Annotated in this window: 14 protein-coding genes; 5 read left to right on the top strand and 9 right to left on the bottom strand. The window is 51.5% G+C overall.

The window, feature by feature from the left end; genetic code table 11:
- Positions 1–3: 3 nt before the first annotated feature.
- The 4 genes from V8L70_RS05065 to V8L70_RS05050 are packed head-to-tail and all read right to left on the bottom strand — an operon-like array spanning position 4 to position 4,021.
- Positions 4–1,050 (bottom strand): Ldh family oxidoreductase, encoded by a 1,047-nt coding sequence (locus V8L70_RS05065; RefSeq protein WP_336269008.1) that lies wholly within the window; start codon positions 1,048–1,050, stop codon positions 4–6.
- On the bottom strand, positions 1,047–2,561 hold the full coding sequence (locus V8L70_RS05060; RefSeq protein ID WP_101147228.1) for a tripartite tricarboxylate transporter permease: 1,515 nt from the start codon (positions 2,559–2,561) through the stop codon (positions 1,047–1,049). The genes V8L70_RS05065 and V8L70_RS05060 overlap by 4 nt, the downstream gene beginning before the upstream one ends.
- A gap of 3 nt (positions 2,562–2,564) precedes the next feature.
- On the bottom strand, positions 2,565–3,035 hold the full coding sequence (locus V8L70_RS05055) for a tripartite tricarboxylate transporter TctB family protein (RefSeq protein ID WP_101147229.1): 471 nt from the start codon (positions 3,033–3,035) through the stop codon (positions 2,565–2,567).
- 11 nt (positions 3,036–3,046) lie between these two features.
- A complete protein-coding gene (locus V8L70_RS05050) occupies positions 3,047–4,021 on the bottom strand; it encodes a tripartite tricarboxylate transporter substrate binding protein (protein WP_176302074.1) in 975 nt (324 codons plus the stop codon).
- 249 nt (positions 4,022–4,270) lie between these two features.
- On the opposite strand from V8L70_RS05050, the gene V8L70_RS05045 reads away from it, so the two are divergent.
- Together V8L70_RS05045 and V8L70_RS05040 are read left to right on the top strand one after the other, a co-directional pair.
- Positions 4,271–5,407 carry an iron-containing alcohol dehydrogenase gene (locus V8L70_RS05045; RefSeq protein WP_336269007.1) on the top strand — a complete coding sequence of 379 codons (1,137 nt, stop codon included), beginning with the start codon at positions 4,271–4,273 and terminating at the stop codon, positions 5,405–5,407.
- A 29-nt stretch (positions 5,408–5,436) separates the two neighbouring features.
- On the top strand, positions 5,437–6,225 hold the full coding sequence (locus V8L70_RS05040; protein WP_101147232.1) for an SDR family oxidoreductase: 789 nt from the start codon (positions 5,437–5,439) through the stop codon (positions 6,223–6,225).
- A gap of 133 nt (positions 6,226–6,358) precedes the next feature.
- Here the strand turns inward: V8L70_RS05040 and V8L70_RS05035 are convergent, their stop codons facing one another.
- Positions 6,359–7,312: an NAD(P)-dependent oxidoreductase gene (locus V8L70_RS05035; protein WP_336269006.1), complete on the bottom strand. Its 954-nt coding sequence runs from the start codon at positions 7,310–7,312 to the stop codon at positions 6,359–6,361.
- A 215-nt stretch (positions 7,313–7,527) separates the two neighbouring features.
- Between V8L70_RS05035 and V8L70_RS05030 the strand changes: the two genes are divergently transcribed.
- Positions 7,528–8,364 (top strand): DUF6694 family lipoprotein, encoded by an 837-nt coding sequence (locus V8L70_RS05030; RefSeq protein ID WP_332870662.1) that lies wholly within the window; start codon positions 7,528–7,530, stop codon positions 8,362–8,364.
- 101 nt (positions 8,365–8,465) lie between these two features.
- On the opposite strand, the gene V8L70_RS05025 is transcribed toward V8L70_RS05030, so the two are convergent.
- Entirely contained in the window at positions 8,466–8,666 is a 201-nt protein-coding gene (locus V8L70_RS05025; RefSeq protein ID WP_008958028.1) for a hypothetical protein, read from the bottom strand.
- A gap of 167 nt (positions 8,667–8,833) precedes the next feature.
- Positions 8,834–10,216, bottom strand: a complete 1,383-nt coding sequence (gene ppnN, locus V8L70_RS05020; protein WP_101147234.1) for a nucleotide 5'-monophosphate nucleosidase PpnN — start codon at positions 10,214–10,216, stop codon at positions 8,834–8,836.
- Positions 10,217–10,371: 155 nt separating this feature from the next.
- On the opposite strand from ppnN, the gene V8L70_RS05015 reads away from it, so the two are divergent.
- The gene (locus V8L70_RS05015; protein WP_101147235.1) at positions 10,372–11,280 is read left to right on the top strand and encodes a LysR family transcriptional regulator; all 909 of its coding nucleotides are present in this window, start codon (positions 10,372–10,374) and stop codon (positions 11,278–11,280) included.
- A 25-nt stretch (positions 11,281–11,305) separates the two neighbouring features.
- Here the strand turns inward: V8L70_RS05015 and gcvP are convergent, their stop codons facing one another.
- Together gcvP and gcvH are read right to left on the bottom strand one after the other, a co-directional pair.
- Positions 11,306–14,200, bottom strand: coding sequence for an aminomethyl-transferring glycine dehydrogenase (gene gcvP / locus V8L70_RS05010; protein WP_101147236.1), 2,895 nt, complete (start codon positions 14,198–14,200; stop codon positions 11,306–11,308).
- Positions 14,201–14,284: 84 nt separating this feature from the next.
- Positions 14,285–14,674 (bottom strand): glycine cleavage system protein GcvH, encoded by a 390-nt coding sequence (gene gcvH, locus V8L70_RS05005; RefSeq protein ID WP_101147237.1) that lies wholly within the window; start codon positions 14,672–14,674, stop codon positions 14,285–14,287.
- Positions 14,675–14,999: 325 nt separating this feature from the next.
- On the opposite strand from gcvH, the gene V8L70_RS05000 reads away from it, so the two are divergent.
- A complete protein-coding gene (locus V8L70_RS05000) occupies positions 15,000–16,406 on the top strand; it encodes an alanine/glycine:cation symporter family protein (protein ID WP_101147238.1) in 1,407 nt (468 codons plus the stop codon).
- Positions 16,407–16,443: the final 37 nt, after the last annotated feature.

The raw sequence follows: 16,443 nt of genomic DNA, 5'->3' as shown, positions 1-16,443 counted from the left end.
TCTTTAATAACGGCCCTTTAGTGATGAGTCATCAATAGCCTTTTGTAGCTCAGTCACCACATCGTCCGGCAGCGGAATACCTTGTTCCAAGTACTTATCTCGACGACTAAGCCCGGCTTGTCCAGGCATTCGCACCGGATGCTGTGGGTTGACCGGCTTGGAGCTCAGGCATGCTTCGATTAAATGATCTGTTTCATCAAGGAAAGCACTCTGCCCCGAGAAAAGGGTGGGGTCGATCACCATGACTGTCACCGAGGCCCCCCAGCCAGTGGGCGCATCTTTACGACCAAACCCGCCTAATGCGGAGGTCAGTGCTTCCACCATCAACCCCATCGCAAACCCTTTATGACCGAACTCCTGGCCGCCGAGCGGCAGGATGCTACCTTGCGGGTCGCTAAAAAAGTCCGCTGGATCGTCGCTGGCAACACCGGTATTCGTCAGGATGACGGGATGCGCCATTTTGGTTTTCTCAGCATGTGCTTTTCCCACGCTGCCGTTAGTGACGGTCGACATGCTGACGTCCATCATGATCGGTTGGACGCGACTGGGGATGCCCATTGCAATAGGATTCGGTGTGTAAACTGGCGAAACGCCTCCATATGGAGCGACCGATTTCACCGCTGGATCCGAGGTCATAATGATCGGCATCAACCCTTGCTCAACAAAAGGCTGTAAATACGAGGCCAAGCAGGCGATATGGTGCGAACGTTTTATGGTCACAATACCAATGCCCGACTCTCGTGCTGCATCAGCACTTCGCTCAAGCGCTTTTTGCACTAAGTAGGGGCCAAGAATATAGTGGCCATCAACAAGGGCAGCGACTGAGCTGATCTCTTTTGAGGTCATCGCGTTGTGGTCACCGCACGCATGCCCCGATTTCAAATCTCTTAAGTAACCATTAGCCAGTTTGACGCCATGGGTATGGTGCCCCAATAAATCGCCTTCAATAAGAATACTGCTGGTCGTCTCACTTACTTCACGTGAAGCGCCGGCCTCCATGAATAGGGTAACCAGTACCTCTTCCAACCAATTTCTTGTATAGCGTTTCATGGAATCCTCGGCGCTTTGTGCTGACTATTATGTTTGAATTTTTTGTAGGCCATGGTGATTAGCGGAGAGAGCCATAGCAAAATAACGAGGGCACCTAGACCTGCACTAATAGGGCGGGAAAAGAAGCTAAGTAGATCGCCATTGCTTTTTAGCATTGAGCTCATAAAACTGTTTTCCAATGTCGTGCCTAACACCAAGCCAAGAATCGCTGGCGCCATGGGAAAGTCACATCGGGCGAGAATTGAGGCGATAAAGCCGATCAGCAACATAATCCATACATCAGTAATCGAATTATTGATGGAGAAGGCGCCTACAATGCAGAAGCATAAGATGATCGGCATTAGGATTTTGCGGGGCGTTAAGATGAATACCTTGGCGGATTTTATCGCCGCATAGCCAATCGGTAGCATGATTAAATTGGCAAGAAAGAACACGATGAAAAGGGCATAGATCAAGCCGGTGCCATCCATGAAAATGGTGGGGCCAGGATTCATACCTTTCATATAGAGTACGCCGATCACTATGGCGGTTATCGAGTCACCCGGAATCCCGAATACCAAGGCCGGCACCCAAGCGCCGCTGATTCCCGAGTTATTAGCGGAGCTGGCATCGACAATGCCTTCAACATGACCGGTACCATAGTTCTGTTTCTGTTTAGAGCGGCCTTTGCCAACGGCATAAGAAATCCACGCCGCAATGTCAGCCCCCGCGCCGGGAAGTGCGCCAATCAGGGTTCCAATCGAGCTCCCTCTTATCATGTTCGGCCAATAAGCTTTTATATGCTTTGGTGCCTGCTTGAAAACGCTATCTTTGGATAAATAAGGCAGCTCTCTGCCCTCATTGCGTGAACCATAAAACAGCATTAGTTCGTTGAGTGCGAACATGCCGATCATTACCGGAATAAAGTTAACACCTCCCATTAAGTCTGGAATGCCGAAGGTGAAGCGGGGGGCGCCACTCATCATATCCAGACCAACCGTCGAGAGCAGTAAACCGATCATCAAAGAGAGAAATGCTTTAACCCTGGAGCCAATAGAGATAAAAATCGAGCAACTTAGCCCCAGTAGCGCCAGCCAGAAATATTCAAAAGAACTGAACTGGAGTGCCACTTCAGCTAATGAAGGTGAGACAAAGACCAGTATTAGTGTTCCGAATAGACCGCCAAATACCGAACAGATCAAGTTCATTCCCAGCGTTTCTCGTGCTCGCCCTTTATGTGCTAACAGATGTGAATCGTTAACATAGGCAGCTGAGGAAGGGGTGCCGGGGATATTTAAATACGTAGCTGGGATATCACCAGCAAAGATAGCCATGGCCGATGTGGTAACAATGGCAGCGATAGCGGGGGTCGGATCCATGTAGAAGGTAATCGGTACCAAGAGTGCAACCGCCATTGTGGCGGTTAGCCCTGGCACCGCTCCCACGAACACACCAAATATGGCGGCCGCAAAGATAACCAGCATTGTTTCTACATTAAAGACGAGCTGCAGCCCTAACAGGAATGCTTCCATAATCTAACCCCAGAAATTCAGTAGCCCTTCAGGAAGGGGGATCAGCAGGTATCGCGAGAATAGGAAATAAATTGTGAGCGACGCGACGAAGGAGACCAGCAGTGCTAAAGGTAGGGAAGTTTTTCTCACCAGCATAAGCACGAACATAATGATGGCTAGGCAGAGGGCCGCACCAAGAAACTCGCTCGTGAATATATAAAAAATAATGAGTGCTATTGGGAGAAGTGAGACAAGCACGGAACGTAAGTCGAAGATATTCCCCACATTTGCATCGGTGCCTGACAGTTGACGTTTTAGCGTAGGTAGCTGCGTTGCCGAAAGTACCAGGCCCCCTATGAGAAACCCTCCCCCAATGAGGGAGGGAAACAGAGATGGACCATATTGAAGACTTGCCATCGTCGGGTACTGACTAGCGACAGTTAACACAACGGCGCCAAGCAGCATAAAGGCTAGTCCCAAGAGGAGATCTCTCATTGCTTAGCCCCTTATTGACTCAGCCCAACGTTCTTAACAATTTCTCCATACACCGCATCCATTTCGACCATCAGCTCACCAAACTCTTCGGCATTGCGCCACTCAGTACCAAAGCCTTGTTTAGCCATGAAGTCTTGATAGGTATCGCTGTTGTAAGCGGCCTCTAGCGCTTCCTCAAGGGTCGCTACGATTTCCTCATCCATACCCTTAGGGCCGGTGATGCCACGCCATTCACCGACGAGATAATCGCTTCCGATCGCTTCATTAATCGTAGGGACGTCGGGGAAGCTGTTAATACGCTCTGGTGCCATTACGCCAAGGCTTTTGGCACGCCCGGCTTCGATCATCGAACGACCTTCGGGAACAGAACTCGGCACAATATCGATACCACCGGCAGCGAGTTCCGTCATTGCTGGCGCCGCGCCCTGGCTGGGGATCCAGGTAACACGGTTGGCTTCAAGCCCCTGATCCATTAAGAAGCCTGCAAAGGCTAGGTGCCATACGCCACCTTGACCTGTACCTGAGGCTTTAAAGGTGCCCATGGGTTGCTCAGCAATAGCATCTACGAGTTCTTGGACTGAATCGTAAGGCGCATCGGCGGCTACTTGAATGCCGGCGTAATCAAAGTTGATCTGGCCGATTGGGGTGAAATCTTCATAAGTCAGGTCGGTCAGGCCTTGCCAGTGCATCATATTGAGCTCACCGGTAGCCAAACCCAGGGTATAACCATCCGGTTTTGCACTCGCCATGGCACTGTGGCCGACAACACCGCTACCACCGGTACGGTTAACCACATTCACCGTTTGGCCCAATTGTTCTTCTAACGCAGCGGCAATAGTGCGCGCGGTCGCGTCTGTGCCGCCACCTGCGGCCCATGGAACGATGATAGTGATGGGTTTTTCAGGGTAGGCCGCCAGCACAGAGCTGGATGCGGTGAGTAGCAGTAAAGCAGTAATGCGCTTGAGCGATTTAGTTTTGGTGATCATTTTATGAGTCTCGGTTTTTGTGTATTTGTCGAGTGGCAAAACAAATCTAGCATTAACGACCATTGTGTTCAATAATCATATTTTGTAGACTTTAGTTCTATTTTGACCCGTCTTGTTTGGCTTTATTAATGCGGGAATGGGCCGGAATGATGCATCGCGATACCTGCTTGTGGTGTTGCCTCGTCAGGCTTGTTCGCAGTGCGAGAGTAAGTTATTACTAAAAACACTAACAATTCCAAAGGTACTGAAATGGCAATAATCAACTATGTTACTCAAATTCAATTTGATTTCGGGGCTGCCTCGCTGCTGCAGTCAGAGTGCGATCGTCTAGGTATTCGGCGCCCTATGGTGGTGACTGATGCGGGAGTGCGGGCCGCGGGTATTGTCGACCAAGTGCTAAAGCATTTAAGTGATCCTAATCCGGCCATTTATGATCAAACGCCTCCCAACCCCAATGAGGCCGCCGTGCGTCAAGCCGTTACGCAATACCGCGAGGGTGGTTTCGATGGCATCATTGCCATTGGTGGCGGCTCCTCCATTGATCTTGCTAAAGGCGTGGCTATTTGCGGTACCCATGAAGGCTCTTTGAAATCCTTTGCGGTGGTTGAAGGAGGCTCAGAGCGAATTACCGCTGCCACGGCACCTGTTATCGCAATTCCAACGACGGCAGGCACCGGGAGTGAAGTAGGCCGCGGGGCGATTCTGATCCTGGAAGATGGGCGTAAAGTTGGCCTGTTATCACCCCACCTGGTACCTAAATCTGCTATTTGCGACCCTGAATTAACGTTGAGTCTGCCCGCTCAAATGACGGCAGCCACGGGGATGGACGCCTTATCTCATTGCCTTGAAACGTTCATGTCGGCGGCCTTTAATCCTCCTGCCGACGGCATCGCGTTGGATGGACTGCGCCGCGGCTGGCTGAATATTGAGAAGGCGACGCGCAACCCCGGTGATCGGGAAGCACGCATGAATATGATGAGTGCCTCAATGCAGGGGGCGATGGCTTTTCAGAAAGGATTAGGCTGCGTACATAGCTTGAGTCATTCGTTAGGCGGTATTAATCCGCGGCTTCACCACGGCACGCTTAACGCCATTTTCCTGCCAGCAGTGATCGAATTTAATTCCAGCTGTGAGTCTGTAAAGCATGAGCAAAAGCTCGAGCGCATTGCCCAGACGATGCAGCTCAGTAGCCCCGCTGATATTGGCCCGGCTATTACAGACATGACTAAGCGCCTCGATTTACCCATGGGGTTAGCGGAATTGGGCGTGTCTGAAGCGTTATTCCCTCGAATCATTAAAGGCGCCTTGGCTGATCACACCCACAAAACGAACCCGCGCATTGCGAGTGAACAGGATTATCAGTGGATGCTTGAGCAATCCCTCTAAATCGATCACTGGCGAAACAGGAGTAGAAAATGGAACTAGGTATTGCAGGTCGTTGGGCACTGGTGTGTGCCGCAAGCAAGGGGCTTGGAAAGGGGTGTGCCGAGGCGTTGGTAATGGAGGGAGTGAATGTGGTTATCAACGCACGCTCCTCCGAGTTACTGGAAAAGACGGCGGTGCATTTACGGCAAATGAACCCTGATGTGACGGTGCTCACTGTGACGGGGGATATTTCACAAGAAACGACACGCCAAGCGGTGCTAGCCGCTTGTCCGCAAATAGATATCTTGGTGAATAATGCCGGTGGCCCTCCACCAGGAGACTTCCGAGATTGGTCACGACAGGACTGGTTAGACGCTGTCGATGTCAATATGGTCACGCCTATTGAGCTCATCAAGGCAACGGTAGACGCCATGGCGGAACGGGGCTTTGGCCGGGTGATTAATATCACCTCAGCAGCCGTTAAAGCACCCATCGATATTTTGGGGCTATCCAATGGTGCCCGCAGCGGGTTGACGGGCTTTATCGCGGGCTTGGCTCGTCAACCGCAGCTTGCTGGTCGCAACGTAACGATCAATAACTTGTTACCAGGCTCTTTTGATACTGATCGATTAAAGAGCACTCATCAAAACGTCGCAAAATCCTCCAACCAGGAATACGAAAGCGTTCGGGATTCCTTTCGCCAAAAAGTTCCTGCGCAGCGTTTCGGCACGGCGGAAGAGTTTGGCGCCTTCTGTGCGTTTCTGTGTAGCGCTCAGGCCGGTTATATGACCGGACAAAATATACTGTTGGATGGTGGCAGTTACCCAGGAACGTATTGAGCAACACGTGTGGTGAATAGCGCAATCCAATAACATCGACGTGGCGAGCTTCTTTAAAGTGTAATCGGCACGTCGATGTTGCGCCTGCTCTTAATTAGTAGCCTTCCAATGTCGACTCGCCGAATGAGGCGGTTTACAGATCTTGCTTATTTCGCAACATGCTGGCGTCGTAAAGCCGAGGCACATACTGGTCGTTGCCCAGTGTGTTTTCAGCTTGCTTCAATACCTCGCGTAAGGCAGGCAGCATCATGCTCTCGAAACCAGATGCCGTGATCGTTTCGCTTAAATAACCCATGTCCTTACCGGCATTGCCCAAACTAAAGCGCAAGCGCGTTTCATCTGCTTCAAGCACCCAGGGCATCACAGCGTTAAACATGGCGCTATTGGCGCCGCCTTGTGAACACACTTCAAATAATTTTTGCTGATCAACCTCCATGTTGGCCGCCATCGCCGCGGCTTCTGCCGCCAGGGTAGCGGCGCCAAGCGAGAGATAGTTGTTGATCAGTTTGAGTTTGTGGGCTGAACCAAGCTCACCGATATGAAAGATATTTTCAGCGAATGACTCTATGGCTGGCCAGGCCTGATCGACTACTTTTTTGCTACCTCCCACCATGACATTCAGCCGTCCTTCGCGGGCCTCCTTTGGTGTTCTTGCTAATGGGGCGTCCAACAGGTGGCATCCTGCGGCTTCGATACTCGCGGATAACCGTTGTGTCGATTGAGGTAGCGATGTCGAGCAATCGACGATAATCAAACCAGGATTCGCGCCAGCAAGTAGACCCTCAGAGCCCAGAGTGATGGTTTCCATTTGTTCACTAGTACTGACACAGACAAAAACTAAATCACTGCGTGAGGCAACTTCAGCAGGTGTTCCTACCTCGTTTGCTCCCAACTGACATAGTGCTTCGATTGGTGCACGATTTCGATGCGCCATGATAGTCAAAGGAAAATTATGTTTAATAAGGTTTGTGGCCATACCCTGGCCCATCAAGCCAAGTCCTATAAAGCCAATATTTAGCATTTTCTTACTCCCTTTTATAAGGTTGTTAGAGTGGCATAAGAGTAAAAAGAGAAGGCGATTGTGCATCGCTATGAATTCAGGTTACACCCTCTTAGGTAAGCCAGCATCTCACTTTGATTTTGTTCGTTCTGCATCGTAACTACTAGTAAAGAGAATACGATGACGGTGTGCCACTATGGTGATGGCAAATTTAACTCGCTAGCACCAAAGGGTAGTGATAAATAGTACTTTCCGTTAAGCTCCTCAGCAATTTTTACCATTGTCTGCGTTGAGGTGTGTGTATGTGTAGCCCTCTAAGGCTGTCTGCAATAGCACTATCAGTACTCATGATGGCGGGTTGTTCAGACCCCAAAATTGACACAAGCTCCATGCCCGCGTCAGTCGTCTCGGTCGAAAAAGTGCGCAACTCGCTGCCTACTTATAAGCGCGACGATTTTGATCAAGGGCTCATTATTATTTCGACGGCATCGACATTTAACAGCATTGATATTCTTAATCCTAACCGTATGAACGCGGCAGAGATCGCTGAGTCAGCCAATGTGCAAATGCATGGATTGACTGGCGATCAGGTTATTCAGCGCGCCGATCAAATACTTCGCGAGCGCCGGTCACGAGAGCGTGAGCAGGCAATTCGCACGTTAACACGATTGGAAGAGAAGCAAGCTAAGGCGAAAAGCGACCAGCAGCAGTTAGCGCGTTTCAGTATTGATAGTGCTCGCTATTACATGGGCGAGAGCCCTTATGGTGCTCCTGAGCCGGTGATTGATCTTGAAGTAACGAATGCCACTGATAAGGTCATTACCGAGCTGTCTTTAAGAGGTATCGTTACCAGTCCTGAACGCTCACAGCCTTGGGTCGATGAGCAATTCTACTACGTTGTGCCGGGCGGAATTGAGCCGGGAGAGACGCTGGCCTGGAGTCTTGCGCCTAATCGTTTTGGCCCCTGGGGAGAACCTCAAATACCCAGTAATGCAGAACTGACAGTTAGCTTGGAAGGCCTGCGAGGAGCTGATGAGCAGCCATTATGGGACTCCCCGGCGCTGAGCGAAAGCGAAGTTACCAAGCTAGAGCGTCTTCGGACAGAGTATGGCGGTGTGGCGTTATCGAACGTGGAATAAGCATCGTGTGGAATACATAAGGGAGGCTGTACTATAAAACGCCCTAACGTTTGGCTGTTAGGGCGCATGTGTTATAGCAGTTACCCGCTATTTGAAGTTATTTACTCTTTGGCTTCATGATCCGCCAACGCAGCCACTATGGCTTCTTCCCACTGTCCTTCCGTTAGCCCCCAATGTTCCATTTCTGCTTGGTCGGGACTGCCTTCGGCGGCATCGCGTAATTTATCGACGCTACTGCTTTCATAGCAGTGTTTGGCGAAATCCTTTGTTTTTACATCTTGTAACTGATTAATCATCGACATGTGAGTTCCTTTCAGTAGTGATTAGGGCAATAGTGACAGGTGCATTGCCCACGCTAGTGTAGCTAATCAGGCCACTTATTTCTGGAATGGTTCCTGTTGTCTGGGGCTGATCGCGCCTGTAGCACACAGCCGCCACCTAATCGTCAGCTGTGGTGCGGTGTTGCGGTTTATTTAAGTACGTAGCAGGGTGTGTAATGCTGACCATCTAGCTTCATGCGACCTTGTGCCACAAATGAGGTCAATAGTTCATCCAAGCGCTGCATCAGTTCAGGCTCAGCCGTCAGCACAAAGGGACCATGGGCTTCAATGGCGCGAATACCGTCTTCTTTAACATTGCCCGCTACAATCCCGGAGAACGCCCGGCGCAGGTTAGCGGCTAGCTCATGAGTTGGTTGTAAGCGGTGAAGCGCTAGCGATCGCATCGCTTCATGGGTCGGTTGAAACGTTGCCTGAAAATCGCGTGCAATGGTTAACCGCCAGTTGTAGTAGAACGCATCCTGGTGTGTGCGCCTAAATTCAGCAATTTCGTCGATGCCATGGCGCATGGTGCGAGCAACCGCCACCGGGTCGCCTGTAATAATCGTGTAGTAGCGACGAATTTCTTCACCGAGCGTATAGACCAGGAATTCATCGATTTTCTGAAAGTAGGCGGCAGAATCGGCAGGGCCAGTGAAAATTAACGGGAATGGGATATCTTTATTGCTTGGGTGCAGCAAAATACCCAATAAATAGAGAATCTCTTCCGCCGTGCCAACACCGCCAGGAAAAACAATAATGCCGTGGCCGAGGCGCACAAATGCTTCCAGGCGTTTCTCAATGTCCGGCATTACCACTAGTTCATTAACGATGGGATTGGGCGCTTCGGCGGCGATAATGCCGGGTTCTGAAATACCTAAATAACGACCCTCTTTACGGCGCTGTTTTGCATGGGCGACGTTGGCGCCCTTCATGGGGCCTTTCATAGCCCCTGGCCCACAGCCGGTACAAATATCTAAATCACGCAGACCTAAGTGGTAGCCGACGTCCTTGGTATACTCATACTCTTCACGAGAAATAGAGTGACCGCCCCAGCAGACCACTAGGCTAGGGTCGCGGCCAGGTTTCAACGTGCCCGCTTTGCGCAGGATATGGAAGACCGCATTGGTAGTGCCTTCGCCAGTGCTAAGGTCAAAGCGGTTGTGATGTTGAATTTCGTTATAGACGTAAACGATATCGCGAATAATTGAGGAGAGATGTTCGCGGATGCCGCGGATCATACGGCCATCCACAAACGCTTCCGCTGGCGCGTTAGTCAGCTTTAAGCGAATGCCGCGATCTTGTTGCAATACTTCAATATCAAAATCTTTATAGGCTTCTAAAATCGCCAGACTGTCGTCACTTGGGTTACCACAATTTAAAACCGCCAGTGCGCAACGCCGAAGTAAATCATGAAGGCCACTTTGAGAGGTTTTATGCAGGCGATTAACTTCATGCTGAGAAAGTACTTCCAGGCTTCCTTCTGGGGAAATGATACTGGAAAGGGTGGCGCGGGGTTGAGCAGTTGCGGTCATTAGTGGGGCTGTCCCTGGTCGTTTGAGTGCTATTGGCAGTTTACCATGCCCAGGCAGCCGGTACAGCGGTACAGCGGCGCAACGACTGCCCGGGCCGCTGTGCTACTATGAACCCTGTTTAAAAGGATGGCTGCTAAAGACAATGGTTCTTTACTATGTTTAACGCTCAATATTTCCGTACGTTTATTACGTTAGTGGAAACAGGCAGTTTTACCCGTACCGCTCATCGCTTGGAAATGACGCAGCCCGGCGTAAGCCAGCATGTTCGCAAGCTAGAAAGCTACTTAAATAAAGAGCTGCTTGAGCGCAAGGGGCGCAGTTTTACGCTAACGGAAACGGGGCGGCGAGCTTATGATTATGCGTTGAAGCTGTTTGCTGAGCATGAACAGTTTCGTCATGGCTTAGATGACGACTCACTCGATAGTGGCGATTGCCGTATTGCATCACCTGGAAGCGTGGGTCTGATGTTTTATCCGTATATTTTGGGCCAGCAGCAAATGCACCCCAATTTAACGGTCAACTATAGTTTCGCTTTTAACCATGAAATTGTGAATGATCTGTTAGATGGCCGCTATGACATTGGCATTGTCACGGAGGCAATGAGTCACCCTGAACTTCATTGCTCTATTTGGCATCAGGAGCCTCTCTGTTTAGTGGTGCCCGCTGATTTTGCCGGTAGTACGCTGTCTGATTTGATGGGGATTGGCTTTCTCAATTATTACGACGGCATTAACCACGCTAATGCGCTATTACGGGCTAATTATCCGGATGAGTTTCGTTCAATGACGCATTTCCGCCATCAGGGCTTTACCAATGAAGTCAGCATGGTGCTGGATGCGGTCGCCAGGGGGCTTGGCTTTACCGTGGTATCGAGATTGGTGTTGGAAACGTCTCCTTGGCAGCGCCAAGTCAAAGCACTCAATCTGCCCAATGCGGTCAATGAAGTGCTTTATCTACTTCGCCGTCGCGACTCGGTACTGCCTAAACGCTACGAAAAGCTGTTAAACGGCTTTCACGCCCAGCGTGTGCAAGAAAAAACGCCCCTGATGCCATCGAACGGTTAAGGCAGCAGGGGCGTTTAAGTGGCGTTTAGTCGCGATACTCGTCAATGCTGGGGCAAGAGCAGATCAACTGACGGTCGCCAAACACGTTGTCAACGCGGTTAACGGCAGGCCAGTATTTAGCGGCTTGTACAGCAGCGGTGGGGAAGGCAGCTAACTGACGGTTATAAGGCCGTTGCCAGTCACTATCCATCAGGTCCGCCTGAGTGTGCGGCGCATTGACCAGCGGATTATTGTCCAACGGCCATTCACCGCTTTCCACCCGGGCAATCTCGTCACGAATGGCGATCATGGCATCGCAGAAGCGGTCAATTTCATACAGCGACTCCGACTCGGTCGGCTCGATCATTAGCGTGCCTGGCACCGGGAATGACATGGTCGGTGCGTGGAAGCCGTAATCCATTAAGCGCTTGGCTATATCCTCTTCGCTAATCCCGGAGGCCGCTTTGAGCGGACGAATATCGATGATGCATTCGTGGGCGACGGTGCCGTTCTGGCCACGATAGAGAATAGGGAATGACGCTTCCAAACGCTTGGCAATGTAATTGGCGTTAAGGATGGCAAGCTCTGTTGCCTCACGCAGACCGCGCGCGCCCATCATTTTAATATAGGCCCACGAGATCGGTAAGATTGAGGCGCTGCCAAAGGCGGCTGCGGATACCGCACCGCTATCGCTATTCACACCGTTGATCGGCGTAACCACGTGGTTAGAAACGTAGGGCGCTAGGTGCGCTTTAACGCCGATGGGGCCCATGCCTGGGCCACCGCCGCCATGAGGTATACAGAACGTTTTATGCAAATTGAGGTGGGAAACATCGCCACCGAAGTCGCCGGGACGCGTCAAGCCCACCTGAGCGTTCATATTGGCACCATCAATATAAACTTGGCCTCCATTGTCATGCACTACTTTGCACGCTTCGCGCACGCTGGTTTCAAACACGCCGTGGGTCGACGGGTAGGTCAGCATAATGGCAGACAGCTGATCGCGGTGCTGCTCGGCTTTCGCGCGTAAATCAGCCATATCAATGTTGCCGTTTTGATCGCATTCAACCACGACCACTTTCATCTGCACCATCGCCGCTGAGGCAGGATTGGTGCCGTGAGCAGAGCTAGGAATCAAGCAGACATCACGATGACCTTCGCCCTGGGCCGCCTGGTAACGGCGAATCGCCACTAAACCTGCATATTCCCCCTGCGCGCCGGAGTTAGGCTGCATGGAGAGATGATCATAACCGGTGACTTCAACCAAAAAGGCTGAGAGCTCATCAATCATCTGATGATAACCAGCCACCTGGTCGCGAGGGGCGAACGGGTGAAGATGTGCAAACGACGGCCAGGAAACGGGGATCATTTCGCTGGTGGCGTTGAGCTTCATGGTGCAGGAGCCGAGCGGGATCATCGCGTGAGCAAGCGACAGATCCTTATTCTCCAGGCGCTTCAAGTAGCGCAACATTTCGGTTTCGCTGCGGTAGCGGCTGAAGGTAGGGTGGCTCAAGAAGTCGCTTTCGCGTTGGCAGCTAGCGGGAATACCCGAGGCGCCGTTAGCCACTACCTGCTCGTCCAGCACTGCAACGGCAAGGCCGTGCTCATCGCCCAGCAGCACATCAAATAATGCGGCTACGTCGTGAGCGGTGGTGGTTTCATCGAGGCTGATGCCCACATTGCCATTGGCGAAGTAGTGCAAGTTAATATCGTGGGTCATGGCGCGGCCATGAATCTTGCCTGCATCAACGCCTGTCAAGCATAGCGTATCAAACCAGCTGTCATGGGCGAGTGTGACGCCTGCCTGCTTAAGGCCTTCAGCAAGTAGGGTGGTCAAACGATGAACGCGGCCCGCAATTTTGCGCAGACCCTCAGCGCCGTGATAGGTCGCATAAAAACCGGCAATATTGGCCAGCAATGCCTGGGCGGTACAGATATTCGAGGTCGCTTTCTCGCGGCGAATATGCTGTTCGCGAGTTTGCATCGCCATGCGCAGGGCGGTATTGCCGCGGCTATCTTTGGAGACGCCGATAATCCGCCCTGGGATTGAGCGCTTGAGCTTATCTGATGTGGCAAAGAACGCTGCATGAGGCCCACCAAAGCCCATGGGTACGCCAAAACGCTGGGAGTTGCCCACCACGATATCCGCGCCAAACTTGCCGGGCTCTTTCAGCAGCACCAAACTCAAAAGGTCGGTCGCCACGCAGGTCATGATGTTGCGGTCGGCGGCTGCGTTCAACAGCGGCGCTAAGTCACGAACTTCACCGCTGGCAGACGGGTACTGTACCAGGGCTCCAAAAACATCGTGGGCTGCCAGTTCTTCAGCCGGTCCCATAATCAGTTCGAAACCAAAGAACTCCGCACGGGTTTTAACCACGTCCAGCGTTTGTGGGAATACATCGTCGGCGACGAAGAAAGCGTTGGATTTGCTTTTCTTATTGCCGCGCTTACACAGCGCCATGGCTTCGGCGGCAGCAGTGGCTTCGTCAAGCAGTGAAGCATTCGCAAGCTCCATGCCGGTTAAGTCCATTACCACTTGCTGGAAGTTCAGTAGGCCTTCCAGGCGGCCTTGAGAGATTTCCGGTTGGTAAGGCGTATAAGCCGTGTACCAACCTGGATTTTCCAGCACATTGCGCTGAATGACCGCTGGCATGTGCGTGCCGTAATAGCCTTGGCCAATGTAGCTTTTAGCCACGCGATTTTGCCGCGCCAACTGAGCTAAGTACTCTAACGCTTCGGATTCACTGCGCGGATCGTCTAGCGACAGTTCGCGCCCCAGGCGGATATCGCTCGGCACGGTCTGCTCGATCAGATCTTCCATGTGCTGCATATTGAGCGCTTTTAACATCGTGGTAACGTCATCACTACTTGGACCATTATGACGTTTGATAAAAGCATCGTGGTCGGCCAGCTCGGCCAGGCGGCGTGTTTCAAGAGACATGAAGAAGATTCCGAACGTTAAGAGAGAGCCGTGCAGGATAATAAGCGAAGCGCCTGCCAGAAAAGGCAGGCGCCTGAGTATGCTTTATTCGTCAGCGCTGAGTGTTGCCTGGTAGGCATCGGCGTCTAATAGGTCATCAATGGCATCGCTGTCTAGGCGAACTTTCATAATCCAGCCGCCTTCATAAGGCGCGTCATTGACTGTTTCGGGAGCGTCTTCAAGGGCTTCATTCACTTCAATCACTTCGCCCGCAACGGGGGAGTAAAGATCAGAAGCGGCTTTAACCGATTCAATCACACCAAACTCTTGGCCTTTTGTCAGCGCCGCGCCCACTTCCGGCAGTTCCACAAAGACGACATCACCCAGTGCTTGTTGGGCGTGATCGGTAATGCCGACGGTAACGGTGCCATCTTTGTGGTCAAGTACCCACTCGTGGCTTTCAGCGTAACGGAGATTGGCAGGAAGGTTGCTCATGATGTTTTCCTATATGAAACAGTTGTCTGGACCCGGGCATACTAGCGATTGTCGCTCACCTTGGCGACTGTCGGCTAGCGGAAAGCGAGCGAATAAAGATGTATGTTAACGTGTTTCCAATCGGAAACAAATTTCTTATCTGCTCCCTTCGACCGTAGTAGAGCGAGGTATTTTGATTCCGTTATTCCTTTGTGTTTGGTTATGAAAAAAGTGGCATCCTCTATGCGCAAGCGACATCACCATAGAAGACCACTAGCCACATAGTGTAAAACATGCAGATTCTGGGTTAACAAATGCAACAAACTAACAGGGTGAGGAGAAGCACATGGAAACATTAACTAGCCTCTTGGGGGCAATCAACGGCGTGGTGTGGGGACCCATCATGTTGATCTTGCTCCTGGGGGTAGGTATCTACCTGCAGATTGGCTTGAAACTGATGCCGATTAGAAAGCTCGGCATGGGTTTCAAGCTAATGTGGGCAGGACGAGCGCCAAAGCCAAGCGCTGATAAAGCGGTTAGTAAAGAGGGCGATGAGGGGGAAATATCTCCCTTTGATGCGTTGATGACAGCGCTGTCGGCGACCATCGGTACCGGTAACATTGCCGGTGTAGCCACAGCGATTGCGCTAGGTGGCCCAGGCGCGGTTTTTTGGATGTGGATTACCGCGCTAGTAGGGATGGCGACGAAATTTGCCGAAGCAGTATTGGCTGTCCGTTACCGTGAAACCGATAGCACTGGTTTCCATGTCGGTGGGCCGATGTTTTATATCAAAAACGGTTTGGGCAAAAAATGGCTCTGGCTGGGCGGTGTCTTTGCTTTCTTCGGCGGCGTGGCTGCTTTCGGTATTGGTAATACCGTACAGTCGAACTCAGTGGCAGATGCTATGGATGCCACATTTGGTGTGCCGCACTGGGTCACGGGCGTGATCATTATGGTGCTGGCAGGGGCGGTAATTCTTGGTGGTATCAAGCGTATCGCTAAGGTGGCGGGTAAGCTGGTCCCCATCATGGGCATTGCCTATGTGGTGGCAGGTCTGCTGGTATTGATCATTAACGCCGGACAGATTGGCGAAGCTTTTGGCTTAATCTTTTACTATGCCTTTAATCCAATGGCGGCGGCCGGTGGTTTTGCCGGTGCAGCAGTTATGGCGGCGATTCGCTTTGGTGTGGCGCGAGGCATCTTCTCTAACGAAGCGGGTTTAGGTAGTGCGCCGATTGCCCACGCAGCGGCAAAAACCAAAAATCCGGTGCGCCAGGGCTTAATCGCGATGCTGGGTACTTTTATCGATACCATTATTGTCTGCACGATTACCGCACTGGTGATTTTGACTTCTACCGTATGGATCGACGGTGAAGCCGGCGCGTCGCTGACTGCGCTCTCGTTTGACGCCGCGCTGCCAGGGTTCGGTAATCAAATTGTCGCGGTCGCCTTGGCTGTCTTTGCCTTCACCACCATTCTTGGCTGGTCATTTTATGGTGAGAAATGTTGCCAGTTCCTGTTTGGCACGCGTTCTATCATGATCTATCGCGTGCTGTTCGTGTTGGCGATCCCGCTAGGCGCCATCGCGCAATTGGGCTTTATCTGGTTAATGGCGGATACCTTCAATGCCATGATGGCCATTCCCAACCTGATTGCCTTGGCACTGCTTTCGCCGGTAGTCTTTAAGTTAACCAAGGACTATTTCGATGGCAAAGATGTACTACCGGGTGAAGAACTGGAACACGATCAATAAAACCTTCAGCTTGTTACGTGAGCTGCAAGTGAATGTT

The organism is Vreelandella arctica, assembly GCF_037070215.1.
Lineage (GTDB): Bacteria > Pseudomonadota > Gammaproteobacteria > Pseudomonadales > Halomonadaceae > Vreelandella > Vreelandella arctica.
Note: the sequence above shows the minus strand (reverse complement) of the source record. Positions and strands in the feature narration are given on the sequence as shown.